At 67.5% G+C, this 17,696-nt stretch carries 21 protein-coding genes and 3 pseudogenes; 17 read left to right on the top strand and 7 right to left on the bottom strand.

What is annotated here, in order from left to right; all coding sequences use genetic code 11:
• The 5 genes and pseudogenes from A6302_RS15070 to A6302_RS15050 all read right to left on the bottom strand — a co-directional run.
• Positions 1 to 1,065 (bottom strand): annotated as a pseudogene (locus A6302_RS15070) (hypothetical protein); the annotation flags it as partial.
• 150 nt (positions 1,066 to 1,215) lie between these two features.
• A complete protein-coding gene (locus A6302_RS23080) occupies positions 1,216 to 2,037 on the bottom strand; it encodes a MotE family protein (protein ID WP_069307732.1) in 822 nt (273 codons plus the stop codon).
• Positions 2,034 to 2,558: a DUF6468 domain-containing protein gene (locus tag A6302_RS23625; RefSeq protein WP_069307731.1), complete on the bottom strand. Its 525-nt coding sequence runs from the start codon at positions 2,556 to 2,558 to the stop codon at positions 2,034 to 2,036. Before A6302_RS23625 ends, A6302_RS23080 begins: the two co-directional genes overlap by 4 nt.
• 10 nt (positions 2,559 to 2,568) lie before the next feature.
• Positions 2,569 to 3,759 (bottom strand): annotated as a pseudogene (gene fliM, locus A6302_RS15055) (flagellar motor switch protein FliM); the annotation flags it as partial.
• A gap of 7 nt (positions 3,760 to 3,766) precedes the next feature.
• Positions 3,767 to 4,264: a flagellar basal body-associated FliL family protein gene (locus A6302_RS15050; RefSeq protein WP_069307730.1), complete on the bottom strand. Its 498-nt coding sequence runs from the start codon at positions 4,262 to 4,264 to the stop codon at positions 3,767 to 3,769.
• Between the two features lie 281 nt (positions 4,265 to 4,545).
• Here A6302_RS15050 and A6302_RS15045 point away from each other — a divergent pair, with 281 nt between their 5' ends.
• The 6 genes from A6302_RS15045 (at position 4,546) to flgH (ending at position 7,837) form a co-directional block, all read left to right on the top strand.
• Positions 4,546 to 5,178 (top strand): flagellar hook-basal body complex protein, encoded by a 633-nt coding sequence (locus tag A6302_RS15045; protein ID WP_245294088.1) that lies wholly within the window; start codon positions 4,546 to 4,548, stop codon positions 5,176 to 5,178.
• On the top strand, positions 5,175 to 5,288 hold the full coding sequence (locus A6302_RS24665; protein ID WP_425349168.1) for a flagellar basal body rod C-terminal domain-containing protein: 114 nt from the start codon (positions 5,175 to 5,177) through the stop codon (positions 5,286 to 5,288). The genes A6302_RS15045 and A6302_RS24665 overlap by 4 nt, the downstream gene beginning before the upstream one ends.
• A 15-nt stretch (positions 5,289 to 5,303) precedes the next feature.
• The gene (gene flgG / locus A6302_RS15040) at positions 5,304 to 6,089 is read left to right on the top strand and encodes a flagellar basal-body rod protein FlgG (RefSeq protein WP_069307729.1); all 786 of its coding nucleotides are present in this window, start codon (positions 5,304 to 5,306) and stop codon (positions 6,087 to 6,089) included.
• Positions 6,090 to 6,414: 325 nt separating this feature from the next.
• Positions 6,415 to 6,636, top strand: coding sequence for a hypothetical protein (locus A6302_RS15035; protein WP_069307728.1), 222 nt, complete (start codon positions 6,415 to 6,417; stop codon positions 6,634 to 6,636).
• On the top strand, positions 6,636 to 7,085 hold the full coding sequence (flgA, locus tag A6302_RS15030) for a flagellar basal body P-ring formation chaperone FlgA (protein ID WP_069307727.1): 450 nt from the start codon (positions 6,636 to 6,638) through the stop codon (positions 7,083 to 7,085). Before A6302_RS15035 ends, flgA begins: the two co-directional genes overlap by 1 nt.
• Positions 7,082 to 7,837, top strand: a complete 756-nt coding sequence (gene flgH, locus A6302_RS15025; protein WP_069307726.1) for a flagellar basal body L-ring protein FlgH — start codon at positions 7,082 to 7,084, stop codon at positions 7,835 to 7,837. The genes flgA and flgH overlap by 4 nt, the downstream gene beginning before the upstream one ends.
• 294 nt (positions 7,838 to 8,131) lie before the next feature.
• Here flgH and dksA read toward each other — a convergent pair whose 3' ends face one another.
• Both dksA and A6302_RS15015 read right to left on the bottom strand, forming a co-directional pair.
• Entirely contained in the window at positions 8,132 to 8,548 is a 417-nt protein-coding gene (gene dksA / locus A6302_RS15020; RefSeq protein WP_069307725.1) for an RNA polymerase-binding protein DksA, read from the bottom strand.
• Positions 8,549 to 8,740: 192 nt separating this feature from the next.
• The gene (locus A6302_RS15015) at positions 8,741 to 9,163 is read right to left on the bottom strand and encodes a flagellar assembly protein FliX (RefSeq protein ID WP_069307724.1); all 423 of its coding nucleotides are present in this window, start codon (positions 9,161 to 9,163) and stop codon (positions 8,741 to 8,743) included.
• A 404-nt stretch (positions 9,164 to 9,567) separates the two neighbouring features.
• Here A6302_RS15015 and A6302_RS15010 point away from each other — a divergent pair, with 404 nt between their 5' ends.
• The 11 genes and pseudogenes from A6302_RS15010 to A6302_RS14970 form a co-directional block, all read left to right on the top strand.
• Positions 9,568 to 10,677, top strand: coding sequence for a flagellar basal body P-ring protein FlgI (locus A6302_RS15010; protein WP_069307723.1), 1,110 nt, complete (start codon positions 9,568 to 9,570; stop codon positions 10,675 to 10,677).
• Positions 10,677 to 11,003 (top strand): rod-binding protein, encoded by a 327-nt coding sequence (locus A6302_RS15005; RefSeq protein ID WP_083255810.1) that lies wholly within the window; start codon positions 10,677 to 10,679, stop codon positions 11,001 to 11,003. Before A6302_RS15010 ends, A6302_RS15005 begins: the two co-directional genes overlap by 1 nt.
• Positions 11,003 to 11,299, top strand: a complete 297-nt coding sequence (locus A6302_RS15000; protein ID WP_069307722.1) for a hypothetical protein — start codon at positions 11,003 to 11,005, stop codon at positions 11,297 to 11,299. Before A6302_RS15005 ends, A6302_RS15000 begins: the two co-directional genes overlap by 1 nt.
• Positions 11,278 to 11,484: a hypothetical protein gene (locus A6302_RS14995; protein WP_069307721.1), complete on the top strand. Its 207-nt coding sequence runs from the start codon at positions 11,278 to 11,280 to the stop codon at positions 11,482 to 11,484. Before A6302_RS15000 ends, A6302_RS14995 begins: the two co-directional genes overlap by 22 nt.
• 371 nt (positions 11,485 to 11,855) lie before the next feature.
• Complete coding sequence (locus A6302_RS14990) at positions 11,856 to 12,278, top strand: hypothetical protein (protein WP_069307720.1); 423 nt, start codon at positions 11,856 to 11,858, stop codon at positions 12,276 to 12,278.
• 407 nt (positions 12,279 to 12,685) lie between these two features.
• Positions 12,686 to 13,062, top strand: a pseudogene (locus A6302_RS26230) (flagellin N-terminal helical domain-containing protein); the annotation flags it as partial.
• 276 nt (positions 13,063 to 13,338) lie between these two features.
• Positions 13,339 to 14,190: a flagellin hook IN motif-containing protein gene (locus A6302_RS14985; protein ID WP_425349169.1), complete on the top strand. Its 852-nt coding sequence runs from the start codon at positions 13,339 to 13,341 to the stop codon at positions 14,188 to 14,190.
• Between the two features lie 243 nt (positions 14,191 to 14,433).
• On the top strand, positions 14,434 to 15,234 hold the full coding sequence (locus tag A6302_RS25850; RefSeq protein WP_210183345.1) for a flagellin N-terminal helical domain-containing protein: 801 nt from the start codon (positions 14,434 to 14,436) through the stop codon (positions 15,232 to 15,234).
• A gap of 71 nt (positions 15,235 to 15,305) precedes the next feature.
• On the top strand, positions 15,306 to 15,932 hold the full coding sequence (locus tag A6302_RS25845; RefSeq protein WP_210183344.1) for a flagellin: 627 nt from the start codon (positions 15,306 to 15,308) through the stop codon (positions 15,930 to 15,932).
• A gap of 263 nt (positions 15,933 to 16,195) precedes the next feature.
• The gene (locus A6302_RS14975) at positions 16,196 to 17,344 is read left to right on the top strand and encodes a flagellin (protein ID WP_069307719.1); all 1,149 of its coding nucleotides are present in this window, start codon (positions 16,196 to 16,198) and stop codon (positions 17,342 to 17,344) included.
• Positions 17,345 to 17,585: 241 nt separating this feature from the next.
• The coding region (locus A6302_RS14970; protein ID WP_280939274.1) for a flagellar biosynthesis repressor FlbT at positions 17,586 to 17,696 on the top strand (111 nt) is incomplete at its 3' end.

Genomic DNA, 17,696 nt, shown 5'->3' with positions numbered 1-17,696 from the left:
CGACAGGGGCCGGCGGCGCGGCGCTTCGGCAAGCTTCGGGCCAGTTTCCACGGTCGCCGGCGCGGTCTCGGCGACGGGCGGCGCCGGCTGCGGGGCGGAGGCCGCGCCCGTTGCGGCAACGCCGGGCGCGCGCACCATCTGCGAGACGCCCGCCGGAACACCGGCGTTCAGCACGTCGTGCACCGGCGCGATCTCGGCCTCCGGATTGAACGGACCGGTCACGTCGACGACGTAGGTGTCCTCCTCGCGGAAGGCGCGCACGTCGGCGACCGGCGCCACCTCCAGCACGATCTTGAGCCGTCCGTCGTCGGTCTTCAGCGCCTGGATGTCGTCGACGAAGGACGGCAGCGAGGCGCGCAGAACCGTGAGGTCGACGTCGTCGACCCGGTTGAAGGTGATCGCAACGGCCTCGTTCTCGCGCACGAAGCTGGTGTCGAAGGGCACGTTCCAGCCGAAGACGAAGCGGCTGAAGGTCGGGCTGCGGCCGACGCGCACCGACAGCTTCGGCTTCGTCGCCCGGCCGCGCGAACTCTCCGCCTCGCGGGCGGCCCTGAGGGCGGCCTCGGCGCGCGCGGCAAGATCGGCCACCACCTGTGGCGGCAGGGACGGCGGCAGGCCCGACCAGGTCGGCGGCAGCAGATCGACGAACAGTTTCGCCCCGGCCTCCATGGTGTGGACCCGGACCCCCTGCGCCAGCGCGAGACGAACGCCGAGGCCGTCCGGATCGGCACGGGCGACGGTCACATAGCTTTGCAGGTCGATCGGGATGCGGGCGACGTCGGCGCGGACCGCGTCGGCAAACTCGATCACCAGCACGCCGTTGGCGGTGGAGACGGAGTATTCCGGCAGGAGATCAAGATCGGGAAAGGTCAGGACCACGCGGCCGTAGCCCTGCTCGCGCGTCGCCTCGACCTCGACGGGTTCCGCCGCCAGGGCCGGGCTGACGAGCGGGAAAAGCAGCAGCGCGGCGACCGCGAGGCGGCATGCGAAAGCGCGCGGTGCAGATGCGCCGACGCGCCATCCGCTCCCCTGCTCCCCGCCGCTCCGAACGTTGCGCGGCCACACGCGCCACGGCCAACCGAACCCCATACGCACTACCCGATGCCGATCGATACGCAGATCTGGTCACGAGGATAGGGAGGCTGGCTTAACAGGGGGTTGCAGAATGGCGGAAAACCACGCCTTTCCGGGAATGTGGCCGGGCGGCGCGGACGGTCAGTTCCCCGGCGTCGGGCCGATCTTCGGCAACTGGCCTGCGGGCGCCCCGGCGGTGGGCACCGCGGCGACCGGCGTCTGGCCGCCATCCGCGTCCTTCGAGGCAATGGCCATCGTCAGTCGGCCCGCAATCTCCGGCTGCATCTGCGCGAGGATCGCCGACATCTTGCGCGGGTTCATCTGCTCGACCAGCGGGATCAGCACATCGAAGGCCAGCTGGTCGAAGACGCGCGCCGCGTCCTTCGGCTTCATGGTCTCGTACATGGTGACGAGCCCCTTCAGCTTGCTGGCGTCCTCGGCCTTCTTCAGCTCGACCGAGACGCCGATCTTGGTCTCCAGCGACTTCAGTTCCTCGACGCGGTCGGAGAGGCGCGATTCGGCCGCCTCGAGCAGCCGCGCGCGCATGGTGATTTCCTCGTCGCGCTTTTCCAGTTCCTGACGCCGTTCGGCCAGCCGCTCCAGCAACTGGTCCTCCGACGTGGCGTCCTCGAACTTGACCTCTTCCGGCCGGTCGGTGGTGACGGGCAGCCCGCCGGCGACCGGTTCGCCCTCCGCCGCCTCGCCCTCCGCCGCCTCGCCTTCGGCAGCAGCCTCGGCAGGCGCAGCCTCGGCCGCCTCCCCCTCCGCGGGCGCCGCAGCCTCTGCAGCGGGCGCCGCGCCATCGGCCGGCGGCGCCTCGGCTGCGGTCTCCTGAGCCTGGGCCGGCGTCGTGCCGAGAGCGGCGACCGGCAGGGTCTCGCCGGTGGCAAGACCGAGGACCTTCAGCAGCAGGAGGGCGCTCACCGCGATCAGAACGATCGGGAGCAGGCGGATGTCCTTCACGCGGCAGCCTCGCGCGGCGACCGCCGATAGGCGGAGAGACGCTCGGCGGCGGCGGAGGCCGCTTCCTGGAGCGAGCGGGCGCCTTCGGCCCGGGTCGGAGCCGCCGGCGCCGGCACAGGCATCGGGGCAGCGACCGGTGCCTCGATCGCCGGGACCTGACTCGCCGGGGCCTGGGCCTCGCCCGGACGCAGCATGGCGGCGCGGGTGATCGCGCCGATACGGCGCACGACGTCCTCACCGGCGACGACGCGGCGGTCGAGTTCCGAGCAGGTCGCCTCGGCGGCCATCAGGCTGCGACCGAGCGTGTTCTCGCAGTCGGCAGCCGTGACCTTGAGGCCGCGGATGGCGCGCTCGGCGATCTCCGTCGCGGTGATCAGTTCGGCGATCGTGGCCCGCAGCACGTTCTCGTCGGCGCGCAGCCGCGTCAGCCTGCGGTTGAGCTGGTAGCAGTAGACGATCGTCGTCACCAGCAGGAGGGCGACCACGATCTCGATCGTCAGGCCGAGGACGAATTCCGTCATGTCTTTTCGAGCTCCTGCTGGGCGCCTTCTCGAAGGCCGTGAGCGTCATGCGCGGCCGGCGCAGCGGCCGGTTCACCTTCACCGAGACATGCTCGCCGAAGCGGCCGATGTTGCCCGAGGTCAGATGGATGTCGCCGCACTTGATGGCGATGGGATCGGTCGGCTCGACGTTGAAGATCAGCGTCTGGCCGACCTTGAGATCGAGCACCATGGACAGCGGCAGGTCCTCCTCGACCATCACCGCGTCGACCTCGAGATCGGCGTGGAAGATCTCGGTGGCCAGGTGCCCTTCCCAGACCGGGTCGCGGCCGAACTTCTCGCCCATGAACATCTGGAGGAGAAGTTCGCGGATCGGCTCGATCGTCGCATAGGGCAGCAGCATCTCGACCTTGCCGCCGCGGTCTTCCATGTCGACGCGGAATTCGACGAGGATTGCCGCGTTGGCGGGCCGCGAGATCGCGGCAAAGCGCGGGTTGGTCTCCAGCCGCTCGAGGTTGAACTTCACCTGGGTCAGCGGCGCGAAGGCCTTCTCCGCGTCCGACAGGATGATCTCCACCATCCGGCGCACGAGATTGGTCTCGATCGTCGTGTAGGGCCGGCCCTCGACGCGGATCGCCGTGGTGCCGCGCCCGCCGCCGAGCAGCACGTCGATGATCGAGTAGATCAGGCTGGAATCGACGGTGATCAGGCCGAAGTTGTCCCACTGCTCGGCCTTGAACACCGCCAGGATCGCCGGCAGCGGGATCGAGTTCAGATAGTCGCCGAAGCGCACGGAGGAAATCGAATCGAGCGACACCTCGACGTTGTCCGAGGTGAAGTTGCGCAAGCTGGTCGTGGTCTCGCGCACCAGGCGGTCGAACACGATCTCCAGCATCGGCAGGCGTTCGTAGGACACCAGTGCCGAGTTGATCAGCGCGCGGATGCCGTTCTGGTCGCTGGAAATGTGGTCTTCGAGATTGAAGCCGAGGAGATTGTCGATCTCCTCCTGGTTCAGCACGCGGTCGGCGCCGCGGGTCTGGTCCGTGAGATCGTCGTCGGTGTCGTCGATCATGGCGGCCCACTGCGCCGCCATCTCCTCGCCGCCCTCTACCCCCTGCTCCTCCAGCGCCGCGCCCCAGTCGGCCGCCAGATCGTCGGCGGAGCCCTGTTCGGCCAGGGCTGCGCCCCAGTCTGCGGCCAGATCGTCGTCGTCGTCCGCCATGGTCGCCTCACTGCACCAGAATGCTGCGGAAGAGCACGTCGTCGACCCGCGCCGGATAGACGGCGAGGTTGATGCGGCGCTGCAGCTCTTCCTTCACGCGGAACATGCCGGCCGAGCCCTGCAGGTCCGCGACCCTGAGCTGGCGCAGATAGACCTGGAAGGCATCGAGGACGCGCGGCAGGTTCGGGTTGATCTGGTCGACCATCTCCTTCTCGGGCACTTCGAGCGAGACGGAGATCTTGACGAAGGACGAGCGCTGGCCGTTGGAGGCGAGGTTGACCACCATTTCGGGCAGGTCGACGTAGAAGGTCGGCTTGACCACCTCCACGGGCTGGCCGCCCTCGGTGGCGGCAGCCTCCTCCTCGCCGGAAAACAGGAAGAACCACGCGCCGCCACCCGCGACGAGCAGCAGCACGACCGCCGCCGCGCCGATGATGATCAGCTTCTTCTTGCCCTTGCCGGCTTCGCCCGCTTCCCCAGCGTCGGCTTCCGCAGCGCTCGCCATACCCGTCCTGCCCCGCCTGATGCCGACTCCATGCGAGAGCGGCGACCTTCGAGGCCGATTTCATGCCCTAATGGTTAACGAAAGGTTTACCGCGAGGCGCAGGCCGGCAATTTTTGCCGGCCGATCTTGCCGGGCAGGCCGCCGCTGCCGGGTGCCCATGGACGTGGTTTCCAGTCAGTTAATTGAAAACAAACGACTTTATCGACTGGCACGATTGCTGCGACAGGAATTGCGGTTGCAGCGCTGGGGAGCGCCGGCGACCAAGGAATGGGGAATTCACGATGGAGAACGCCTCCCTCGTCGCGCTCTCGCGCCAGCTCGTGCTGAGACGCAAGCTCGACGTCATCGCCGACAACGTCGCCAACATCACGACGGACGGCTTCAAGCGGCAGTCGCTGAACTTCGAGGAGTTCGCGATGCCGAAGGCCCGCGCCAACACCTTCGAGCGGCCGGACCGGATCAACGCCTTCGTCTCCGACTGGACGACGACCACCGACTTCAGCACCGGCAGCATCGAGCAGACCGGCAACCCGCTGGACGTGGCGCTCGGCGGCGACGGCTTCTTCGCCGTGCAGACGCCGGAGGGCGAGCGCTACACCCGCGCCGGCAGCTTCCAGATCGACCAGACCGGCCGGCTCGTCACGTCCGACGGCCTGCCGGTGCTCGGCGAGGCCGGCGAGATCCTGTTCGAGGCGGACGAGACCGGCATCGAGATCGGCGCCAACGGCTCGGTCGCGACCACCGCCGGCATCAAGGACCGGCTCAAGATCGTCAGCTTCGACGACAACCGCCTGCTCGAGAAGATCGGCGACAATCTCTACGACCCGACCACCGCCGCCGCCCAGCCGGCGCCGGCGTGCGGGTGCTGCAGGGATCGCTGGAGCGTTCGAACGTCTCCGGCGTCGAGGAAATGACACGGCTGATCGAGGTGACCCGCTCCTACGAGCAGATCGCCGCGATGGTCAAGTCGCAGGATGACCTGCGCGCCCGGGCGATCAACCGCCTCGGCTCTCTCCAGAGCTGACGAAGGAAGACAGCCATGAAGGCACTCAACGTCGCGGCCTCCGGCATGATGGCCCAGGAAACCAACGTCAACGTGATCGCGAACAACATCGCGAACATGCGCACCACCGGCTACAAACGCCAGCGGGCCGACTTCCAGGACCTGTTCTACCAGACCCTGCGCCGCCAGGGCTCCCAGACCTCCGACAGCGGCACGCTGGTGCCGGCCGGCGTGCAGATCGGCTCCGGCGTGCGCGTCGTCGCCACGCCGCGCACCATGAGCCAGGGCGACATCGAGATGACGTCTAAAGAGACGGACGTCGCGATCCGCGGCGAAGGCATGTTCATCATCAACATGCCGGACGGCCGCACGGCCTACACCCGCGACGGCGGCTTCGAGCTCGACGCCACCGGCACGCTGGTCACCCAGGACGGCTACACCGTCTCGCCCGGCATCGTGGTGCCCACCAACGCCCGCGACCTGACGGTCAGCCAGGTCGGCGTGGTGCAGGCGACCATCGGCAACGACACCACCCCGACGGTGCTCGGCCAGATCCAGCTTGCCCGCTTCATCAACAAGGCCGGCCTCGAAGCGATCGGCGACAACCTGTTCCTCGAGACCGCCGCCAGCGGCCAGCCGCAGATCGCCAACCCCGGCGACGAGGGCTACGCCACCGTCCTGCAGAACCATCTGGAAACGGCCAACGTGGTGCCGGTGTCGGAGCTCTCCTCCCTCATCGCCGCCCAGCGCGCCTACGAGATGAACTCGCGCATCATCAAGGCGGCCGACGAGATGCTCTCGTCCACTGCGCAGATGAGCTGAGGAGCACCGCGATGATCCCCTTTCTCGCCCGTCTTGCCGGCGCCACCGCCCTTGCCGGCGTCGCCGCCGTGCTGATCGTGCTGCCCGCCAAGGCCGGACCGCGGCTCAAGGCCGACGTGACCGTCACCGCCGATCTCGTCACGGTCGGCGACCTGTTCGAAGGCGCCGGCGCGCTTGCCGCAACGCCGCTGTTCCGGGCGCCGGACCTCGGCGTGCAGGGCGCGCTGTCGGCCGCCGACGCGATCGGCGCCGCCACCACCGCCGGCGTCACCGGCATCGAGCGACCGGCCTCGAGACCGTCCGCGTCGAGCGCCTCGCCCGGCTGGTGGATGCCGAGGCGCTGCGCGCGCTGGTCGGCGCCACCCTGGCCCGGCGCATCGGCGCCGGCGAACGCGACATCGAGATCACTTTCGACACGGCGCCGGATCCGGTCGCCCTGCCGCTCGGCGAGACGGCGGATCTCACCGTCGCCGCGCTGTCCTACGTGCCTTCCGCCGCCCGCTTCTCGGCCGAGATCGCCCTGCCGGTCTCGGCGGCCGGAGCGTGATGACCCTGACCGGCACCGTGACCGAAACCGTCGAGGTTGCCGTGCTGCGCCGGGGCGTCGCCCGCGGCGAGATCGTGAAGGCCAGCGACTTCGAGACGGTGCGGATCGACCGCCGCCGCGTGTCGCGCAACGCCGTCGTCGACCCGGCCCGTCTCGCCGGGCTCTCCGCCCGCCGGGCCCAGCGGGCCGGCGAGGCGCTCGATCCGTCGAGCTTCGAGCCGCCGGTGCTGGTCACCCGCAACGCCTCGGTCACGGTGGTCTACCGCAAGCCCGGCCTGACACTTTCGGCCCGCGGCCGGGCCCTGTCCGACGGCGCCGCCGGCGACCAGGTCAGCGTCCTCAACGAACAGTCGCGCCGCATCGTCCACGGCGTCGTGACGGGCTCCGGCGAAGTGGAAGTCATCTCCGGGCCGATCACCACCGCCAGCCTCGAAGGAGCCGCCCGATGAGCCGCCCCATGAGCCGCCTGATCCGCCACTGCACCCTTGCGGCCGGCCTGCTCGCGCTCGGCGCCTGCGGCAACACCGTCGACCGGCTGAAGGGCGTCGGCGAGGAGCCGAAGCTCTCGGCGATCGAGAACCCGGTGAGCCAGCCGGGCTACCGTCCGGTGCAGATGCCGATGCCCGACATCCAGCCGGTGCAGTACAGCCCGAACTCGCTGTGGCAGTCCGGCTCGCGCACCTTCTTCAAGGACCAGCGTGCCCGCAACATCGGCGACATCCTGACGGTGAAGGTGCGCATCACCGACAACGCCAAGCTCGCCAACTCGACCCAGCGCAACCGCTCCGGCTCGGACGATCTCTCGCTGGAAGGCGCGATCGGCAATTCGATCGTCAACGCCCTGCCCGGCGACACCTCGGCCGACGCGATCATCGGCAACGAATCGACCTCGTCGTCGGCCGGCTCGGGCACGATCAACCGGTCGGAGGCCGTCACCACCGACGTCGCCGCCGTCGTGACCCAGCTGCTGCCCAACGGCAACCTCGTGATCGAGGGCCGCCAGGAGGTGCGCGTCAACTTCGAGATGCGCCAGCTGATCATCGCCGGCGTCGTCCGCCCCGAGGACATCGGCGCCGACAACACGGTCGACAGTTCCAAGATCGCCGAGGCGCGCTTTGCCTACGGCGGCAAGGGCCAGATCTCCGACCTGCAGCAGCCGCGCTACGGCCAGCAGGTGATGGACATCCTGCTGCCCTTCTGACCCTCCGCCCCGCCGCCGGCCGGCGGGGCGCCCCTCTCCTTCCCCGGCTCCCCGGCGAAAGGCTCCGCTCTCCCCATTCGCGGATCCTTTCGTCACGAAGCGGCCGACGGCGTCTCCCCATTCCGCCATCGGCCCGACGCACGGGCGCGGCGCGCTCCTTCCCCCATTCGTGGAGCGCGCCGCGCCCGTCGCATTTTTCGCCCGCGAAGGTCACCGGCCTTGCGACGCCCACAAAAAAGGCCCCGAAGCGGACTTCGAGGCCTTTTTTTGAGTCGGAGCGGGCCGGAGACCCGCTCAGTCGTCGCGGTAGACGCGCTCGCGACGCTCGTGACGCTCCTGCGCCTCGATCGACAGCGTGGCGATCGGGCGGGCATCAAGGCGCTTGAGGCCGATCGGTTCGCCCGTGTCCTCGCAATAGCCGTAGGTCCCCTCCTCGATCCGCTTCAGCGCCGAATCGATCTTGGAGATCAGCTTGCGCTGACGGTCGCGGGCACGAAGCTCGATCGCCCTGTCGGTCTCCGAGGAGGCACGGTCCGCCATGTCCGGCAGATTGCTGCTCTCATCCTGGAGATGCTGCAGGGTTTCCTTGCTTTCCTTGATGATGTCGTCCTTCCAGTCCAGCAACTTGCGGCGGAAGTATTCGCGTTGCCGCTCGTTCATGAACGGCTCGTCTTCGGAGGGCTGATAGTCCCGGGAAAGCTCGACCAACATCAGACAGTCTCTCCATGCTCCGTACGCGGGCCGGAATATAATGAGGACTCCCGCGCATAACAATGCCCTAACAACTCTCGTGCCAACCGCACGGCGATGCGTGCGGAACGCAGGTCGATGAGAGCGAAAGCACAAGTTTTCCAATTCTTTGTGACAGTGCCCCCACGACCGGGGGCCTGGCGGCGATCTGCGTCAGTCGCCATAGCGGCCGAGCTTGGCGAGTTCGACCCGCGCGCGAAGGTCGATGTCGTCGAGCAGCGCCGTCAGCCCCTCGTCCTCGGAGGGATCCGCCTCGCGTTCGGCGAGCAGGGTCACGAGCCGGTCCAGCGCATCGGCCGGCACGCCGCCGTCCAGCAGACCGATCTTCACCTCGTCGAGCACGTCGAGCAGCGCATGGCCGCGCCGGACCGCCTTGCGACGGTCGGGCAGTTCGGAGGCGATCGCCTGCAGCGCGAGCAGGGCATCGAGGCCGCCGATCGACTGCGCCGGCGAACTGGTGGCCGCCGGCTTCGGGGCGTCGGCGGTCGTCGGCGCGAAGGTGGCGCCGCTGCCGCTGCTCTTGGTCCCGGTCGGCGAACTGACCGAGCCGGGACGGTTCGGGCCGTTGATGCGCATGGTCCTGCGTTCCGCCTCTCCGGTGCCACCCGCTGTCTCCGGCGTGTCGCCGGGACCGAGCGGAGGTCTGGCACCCCGTCGCCACCATCAAAGTCCGTATCCGGCCCGCCGGCAACAGGACGAGGCCGCGATCCCCCGGTTGTTTCATCCGCCGGACGTGGTTCCGGCAGGTCCGGAAGGCCGCGTCCAGTCTGGGGCGCACATCGTTAACGCAATCTTGCTTGCCCGGCAAATTCTGCCCGTGCGCCATGGCATTCTTGCCGCCTCGGTCGTCGCCACCCCCCTCCTGCGCCCGCGGATTGTCCGACAATTCGTTGTTTTCAGGACCATTTCTCGGGAGCTCCCGGTTGGCCCGGCGCTTGCGACTGTCTCTTCAGAAGACCTGCATGTTGAGGACTGGGCATATGCACCGTTGGATCGCGATCATATGCGCCGCCATACTGGCCGCGACCGCTGCCGGCGAGGCGGCGGCCGCCTCGCGGATCAAGGACATCGTCGATGTCGAGGGCGTCCGCGAGAACCAGCTGATCGGCTACGGCCTCGTCGTCGGCCTGCAGGGCACCGGCGACGGCCTCAACAATGCGCCGTTCACCCGCCAGAGCCTGCAGGCAATGCTCGAGCGGCTCGGCGTCAACGTCCGCGACGCCAACATGCGCACCGCCAACACCGCCGCCGTGATGGTGACCGCCAAGCTGCCGCCCTTCGCCACCCAGGGGTCGCGCATCGACGTCTCGGTCAGCGCCCTCGGCGATTCCAAGAGCCTCCAGGGCGGCACGCTGCTGGTGACGCCGCTGCTCGGCGCCGACGGCGAGGTCTACGCCATTGCCCAGGGGCCGCTGGCGATCGGCGGCTTCTCGGCGGAGGCAGAGGCCGCCTCGATCACCCGCGGCGTGCCCACCTCCGGGCGCATCGCCAGCGGCGCGGTGGTCGAGCGCGAGATCGACTTCCGCCTTGCCTCGATGAGCACCGTACGCCTCTCGCTGCGCAATCCGGACTTCACCACCGCCCGCCGCATCGCGCTGGCCGTCAACGACCTGATCGGCTCGCCGGTCGCCGAGCCGACCGACCCCTCGACCGTCCGCCTCACCCTGCCGCCGCGCTTCAACGGCAACATCGTCGACCTTCTGACCGACATCGAGCAGCTGTTCGTCGAGCCGGACCTGCCGGCCAAGGTGGTGATCGACGAATCGACCGGCATCATCGTCATGGGCCAGGACGTGCGCGTCTCCACGGTGGCGGTGGCCCAGGGCAACCTGACGGTGCTCGTCACCGAGGAGCCGCAGGTGTCGCAGCCCGCGCCCTTCTCCGACGGCGAGACCGTCGAGGTGCCGCGCAGCCAGGTGCAGGTGCAGGACGGCGTCGAGCAGCGGCTTGCGGTGGTGCGCACCGGCATCACCCTGCGCGAACTGGTCGACGGCCTCAACGCCCTCGGCCTCGGCCCGCGCGATCTCATCTCCATCCTGCAGTCGATCAAGGCCGCCGGCGCCCTCCAGGCCGACATCGAGGTGATGTGATGACGACCACCGTCGCCCCCTCCGCCTACAGCGCCGCCGACGCCCTCGCGGCGACCAACGCGGCCCGCCTGAAAAGCCCCGAGCAGGTGAAGGCGCGCATCGAGGCCCAGGCCAGCGAGTTCGAGGCGGTGTTCCTGTCCAGCGCGCTCAAGACCATGTTCGAGAATGTCGGCACCGACCCGACGCTGATCGGCGGCACCGGCTCGGAAAGCTGGCGCGAACTGCTCGTCGACGAATACGCCAAGAGTTTTTCGGCCCGCGGCGGCATCGGCCTCGCCGAGCCGATCGCCAACCAGCTTCTGAAGATGCAGGAGATCGACGCCTGATGCCCTCACCCGCCGAAACCCCCGTTCCCGCGGACGGCACGATCCGCAACGCCGCCGACGCCAACCGGCTGCTTGGCGCCCTCGCCGCGGCCATGGACGACCTTGAAGGGCTGCTGGAACGCGAGGCCGACCTCGTGCGCATCGGCAAGCTGCGCGCCGCAGGCGAACTCGCCGGCGAGAAGAGCGTCAAGGCGGATGCCTATGTGCAGATCATGCTGAAGGCGCGCGCGCAGCGCCCGCGCTCGGCCGCTTTGCCCCGGCCGAGGTGCACCGCATGCGCAAGCGCCATCACCTGATGAAGGCCAACCTCCAGGTCAATCTCGCCGTGCTCGACACCGCGCACCAGATTGCCGAAACCCTGATGCGCCAGACCGCGCAGGAGGTGGAGCGCACGCGCACGCCGCAGATCTACGGCGCACCGCATGCCCGCCCGCAGCCGACCGCCAGCGCCCGCGGCATCGCGCTCGACCGCAGTCTGTGATCCTGCAAGCCTGAAGAGACGGCCATGACGGTCGAGGCCGGCGGGATTGCCCCGCCGGCTTCGGCATGTCTTCCTGTCGGCGATGGGCACATGGTTGCGGACAGGCCCGCCTAACCGTCCGTCGCCGAATCGGCCCGCCGCAACCCGCAGGGCGCCTGCCGGACACTTCCCTTAAAATTCGATTTATTTTTCGAACGTGATCTTCACGCGCCCCTGTCAGGTTCAGCATCGGCAAAGTGTTGCTTTGCAGCGGACATCCCGGCGAGCGATGTCCGGCGTTCCGCGCGACGGCTGACCTCCCTCCGCCGCGCGGTGCTCGGATGCCGTTCGCCGGGACACCCGTCACATGCTCCAGGAGAGAGGATGCGACAATGGAACTGGGCATCGTCAGACCACTGGTCGCGGGCGTGACGTCGCCGGCGCCCCGCGAGGCGCCGACGCAGCGCACGGCCGCACCAACGGAACTCGCAGAACAGAACGTCGTCACCAATGTCGAGGAGACCAGCCGGACCGGCGCCTATGACGAGCGCAACCGGCAACCGGGCGTCGTGGCAGCGACCGGATCCGGGACGGACACCGCCAGCGAGCGGGCCGCGCCGGAACCGCAGGTCGAACGCACCGTCGTGGAAGACGACCGCAGCGACACGCTGGTCTATCGCAAGATCGACCTGCAGTCGGGCGACGTCCTCCAGCAGCTTCCCGAAGAATCCCTGCTGCGGATGCGGGCGATCATGCAGTCCTGGGGCGAGGTGCCGACCGCGGGCCGCACCGCCGCCTACGACCTGACCGCCTGAGCCGGCGTCGGCCCGCCCGAAGGACCGGCCGTACGATCATGGCGCCGGAAGAAGATCCGTGCCGACCGGCCGCCACGCGCGCCGGGGGCTTTGTCATGTGCAATTCCCTGCGAGGGCCGGCCCCTGCCCCGCGGCCCGATCCGTTGACCCTCCGCGGCCGCACTCCCGCGCCCGAGGGGCGGAACGAGCGAGCCGCCCTTGTGGCAGGCTTGTGGCCGATACGGTTAATGCCTTCATAATTGCAATGCAAATTGCAAATTGCACGGTAAACATAATCTTTATTTCATTTATTTACCATCACGAAGGTTAAATTCGCTTAACTATCTGGATTTACTTGTTGTAATACTTTCTCGGTCACTCTCCGAAAACCGACCAGAAAGGTTGGCGCGTCCCAGAAGCGGACGCGTATGCGTAACCAGGAAGGACCTAAAATGAGTGACATCACTCTCTCGGCAGGCGTTCGTCAGAACCTCAACACTCTGCAGGCGACGGCCGACTTGCTGGGCAAGACCCAGAACCGGCTCGCAACCGGCAACAAGGTCAACTCGGCCCTCGACAACCCGAGCTCCTTCTTCACCGCTTCGAGCCTCAACTCCCGCGCGAGGATCTTTCGGGCCTGCAGGACGACCTGAGCCAGTCGGTGCAGGTCATCAAGGCGGCCGACCAGGGCATTTCGTCGATCACCAAGCTGGTGCAGTCGGCCAAGGCCAAGGCCAGCCAGGCGTCCTCGACCTCGAGCCAGTACGAGCGCAAGCAGTTCGCCGCGCAGTACAACGAAATCCTCGGCCAGATCTCCGATATCGCCAAGGATTCGGGCTACAACGGCAAGAACCTGCTCGGCGGTGAAGGCAACGACCTGTCGATCAAGTTCAACGAGGACGGCAGCTCCAAGCTCGACGTCACCGCGGTCGACTACACCGACGTTGAAGGCACCCTCGGTCTCGCCGAAGTCGCCGAAGGCGACGCCGGCACCACGTCCTTCACCCTGCAGGGCACCAGCGAGACGCTCGACCTGTCGGGCCTCACCTCCAGCGACGCCCTCACCGGCAACAGCGCCTTCGTGGCCGGCGACGTGCTGACCTTCGAGGACGCCTCGGGCAACGCCGTGGCCACGCTGACCGTGACCTCGACCACGACCGTGCAGGACCTCGTCGACACCATCGACGGCGTCGCCGGCGTCAACGCCTCCTTCGACGAAGACGAAGGCGAACTGACGATCACGTCGAACGAGAGCTTCAACCTCGCCAACGACGGTTCGAGCACCTCGGGCACCACCGCGGATCTCGTCACCGGCACGGCGGCGGCCTTCGACTCCTCGTCCGACACGCTGATCAGCGCCGGCGGCTTCCAGGACGGCGACACGCTGACCTTCACCGACGGCAACGGCTACGAGGTCGGTTCGCTGGAGATCGACGACGAAACCACCGTCGACGATCTGGTCGATGCTCTCAACGACATCGATGGCGTCGAGGCGTCCTTCGACGACTCGAACGGCAAGCTGACGATCACGTCGGAAGTCGACCTTGCGATCAACTCGGACAACTCGGATTTCAACGTGTCGGAGTTCACGGCCTTCTCGGCGGATGCCGACGCCGTCTCTCTCGACGCCGAGGACTCCGGCTTCGCCCTCGCGGAAGGCCTCGACGACGTGCTGAACGACGTGACCAGCGCGCTCTCCAACCTGAGAACGCAGGCCTCGTCCTTCGGTTCGAGCCTCACCACCGTCGAGATCCGCCAGGACTTCACCAAGAACCTGATCAACACCCTGCAGGAAGGCGCCGGCAAGCTGACGCTGGCCGACACCAACGAGGAAGGTGCGAACCTTCTGGCGCTCAACACCCGCCAGTCGCTCGCCTCGACCTCGCTGTCCTTCGCCTCGCAGGCCGACCAGGCCGTGCTGCGTCTGCTCTGACGCGCACGACGAAGACCGATCGGGAAAGGGCGGAGCTGGTCTCCGCCCTTTTTCATGACCTGCAATCCGCGCGGTCATGGTGAACGAACCATGGAAAATCGCCGCCGTGGCCGCCGCGCCTTGCAATATGCGCAACGGATGCGAGGCAGGATGCGAGCGTTAACCAATCTTTAGCCTTGATGGCCCAATCTCCGGAAATGCCACTCAGGAAGAGCGGTGCATTCCCAGGATAGGGGCCAGTACATGAGCGATATCACCCTTTCGGCCGGTGTCCGCCAGAACCTGCTCACGCTGCAGCAGACCGCGGATCTGATGTCGACGGTCCAGAACCGTCTGTCGACCGGCAACAAGGTCAACTCCGCACTCGACAATCCGAACTCGTTCTTCACCGCCTCGGGCCTCAATGCCCGCGCCGGCGACCTGAACGGGCTGCTCGACGACATGGGTCAGAGCATCCAGACCATCAAGGCGGCCGATCAGGGCATCACCTCGATCACCAAGCTCGTGCAGTCGGCCAAGGCCAAGGCGACCCAGGCCGCCTCGACCTCCAGCCAGTACGAGCGCAAGCAGTTCGCCTCCCAGTACAACGAAATCCTGACCCAGATCTCCGATCTCGCCAAGGATTCGGGCTACAACGGCAAGAACCTGCTCGCCGGCGACGGCAACGACCTCACCGTCAGCTTCAACGAGGACAACACCTCCAAGCTGAAGATCTCGGCGGTCGACTACACCGACGTCGAGACCGGCCTCGGCCTGAGCGAACTCGACCTCGGCAGCAAGGGCGCGACGTCCTTCAACCTGTCGGGCGTCAGCGAGACCCTCACGATCGAAGGCGCCGACGGCGGCCCGCTGGTGTCCAGCGAGACCCTCGTCAGCGCGGGCAGCGGCTACGTTGCCGGCGACGTGCTGACCTTCGAGGACGCCTCGGGCAATGCCGTGGCGACCCTGACGATCACGTCGACCACGACGGTCCAGGACCTCGTCGACACCATCGATGACGTTGCCGGCGTCAATGCCTCCTTCGACGAAGCACGGGCGAGCTGACGATCACCTCGAACGACTCGTTCAACCTCGCCAACGACGGCGCGAGCACCTCGGGCACCACCGCGGATCTCGTGACCGGCACGGCGGCGGCCTTCGATGCCGCGACCACCCTGCTGACGACCGCCGGCGGCTTCCAGGAAGGCGACACCCTCTCCTTCACCGACGGCAACGGCTACGAACTCGGCTCGCTCGAGATCACCGACGAGACCACCGTTTCCGACCTGATCTCCGCGCTCAACGACCAGAAGGGTGTCGAGGCCTCCTTCGACGACAGCACCGGCACGATCCTGATCGAGTCCGACGTCGATCTCGCGATCAACTCGGACAACTCGGACTTCAACGTGTCGGGCTTCACGGCCTTCTCGGCGGATGCCGACGCGGTGTCGCTCGACGCGATCGACAGCGGCTTTGCCGCCGACGAGGAGATCGAGTCGATCCTCAACAACCTCAACTCGGCGCTGACCACCCTGCGCTCGCAGGCCTCGACCTTCGGTACCAACCTCTCCACCGTCGAGATCCGCCAGGACTTCACCCGCAACCTGATCAACACCCTGCAGGAAGGCGCCGGCAAGCTGACGCTCGCCGACACCAACGAGGAAGGTGCGAACCTCCTGGCGCTCCAGACACGCCAGCAGCTCTCCACCACCTCGCTGTCCTTCGCCTCGCAGGCCGACCAGGCCGTGCTCCGACTGTTCTGATCGCCGCGAATCACTGCGGCCAGACGACGAAAATCAGGCGGCGGGGTCTCCGGACCCCGCCGTTTTTCGTGCGCGGCACGGCGCTCTTCGGCCGACAGGATGTGGATATTCCGGTCAAACACCGGAAAGCCGGGCGCAAGCTCGTATGATGACGCGCCTAACTGCCTCACGGGATTGCACTGCCACCGGCAACACGGTTAACCTTGTCCTAATTTGGCTGCCTGTCTGGCGGCGGACGTTAACCTTGAGCACGCGGTGCGACCATGAGCGATATCGTCCTTTCGAACGCCTCCCGTTCCAGTCTTCTGGCCCTGACCCAGACGGCGGACATGATGGCGACCACCCAGGGGCGTCTTGCCACCGGCAAGAAGGTCAACACGGCGCTCGACAACCCGAACTCCTTCTTCACGGCGCAGGGCCTGACCAACCGCGCGACGGACCTCACCAATCTGCTCGACGACATGGGCCAGAGCATCCAGACGCTGAAGGCCGCCGACCAGGGCATCACCTCGATCACCAAGCTGGTGGCCGCGGCCAAGGCCAAGGCGAACCAGGCGCTGCAAACCACCGACGCCTTCACCCGCGCCCAGTATGCGCAGGAGTACAACGAACTGCTCGAGCAGATCGAGGGCATCGCCTCGGACAGCGGTTACAAGGGCAAGAACCTCCTCGGCGGCGGCGACAACGACCTCACCGTCTATTTCAACGAGGACAACTCCAACAAGCTGAACATTGCCGCGATCGACTACACCGATATGGAAGGCACGCTTGATCTCGCCCGTCTCGAGACCGGCGAGTTCGGATCCTATTCGCAGGGTCTGACCGGCGGCACCGCCTCGCTGAAGACCACCGACCTCCTGATCGCCGACTCGGGCAATTTCTCCGAGGGCGACGTTCTGACCTTCACGGACAGCGCCGGCGACGAGATCTGGTCGATCGAGATCACCGCCGACATGACCGTCTCGAGCCTCGTGGCCGAGGTGAACAGCAACCTCGACACGGTCCGGGCCTCGTTCAAGGCCGGCGCCCTCACCTTCGAGACGGCGCAGGACGTGACGATCGCCACCGGCGTGACCGGCAGCGCCTTCGAGGACGTGGATGTGGTCGCGGAAGAGAGCGACTGGCTGACGGAAGCCGGCATCAACGACACGCTGACCAAGATCCAGGCGGCGATCGAATCGGTGCGCCTGCAGGCGTCCACCTTCGGCACCAACCTGACGATGCTGGAGAACCGCGAAAGCTTCACCAAGACCTTCGCCGATACGCTGATTGCCGGCTCGGACAAGCTGGTTGTCGCCGACATGAACGAGGAAGGCGCCAACCTCCTCGCGCTCCAGACGCGCCAGCAGCTCTCCACCACCGCCCTCTCCTTCGCCACCGAGGCCGAGCAGGGCGTCCTGCGCCTGTTCTGATCCGTCTTCGGACCGGATTTCGACGTCGACCCCCTCGCCGCAGGCGGCGGGGGCCCTTCGGATCTGGCCGCGGCGCGGCAGGGCCGATCGCGGCGCGGCCCGGCAGGGGACGGGCAGACGGACGGTGGACAGGCGCGGGGGCGGCGCCCCGACCGTCCGCGCAGCCGGGTTGCAGGGGCACCGGTTTGGAGTAGAATTTGCATGTCCGGACGCCGTGTCGGCTGCAGGGGAAGGGCCCAGTATGGCGCTGAAAGTCGAGTTGAAGCCGGGCGAGCGTATCATCATCGGCGAGTCGCTGATCACCAACGACAGCCAGCGCACGCGCCTCTATATCGAAGGCGATGCACCGATC

Source organism: Methylobrevis pamukkalensis (genome assembly GCF_001720135.1).
In the GTDB taxonomy this organism is placed as follows: Bacteria; Pseudomonadota; Alphaproteobacteria; order Rhizobiales; family Pleomorphomonadaceae; genus Methylobrevis; species Methylobrevis pamukkalensis.
This window is presented reverse-complemented; position numbering and strand designations above follow the sequence as displayed.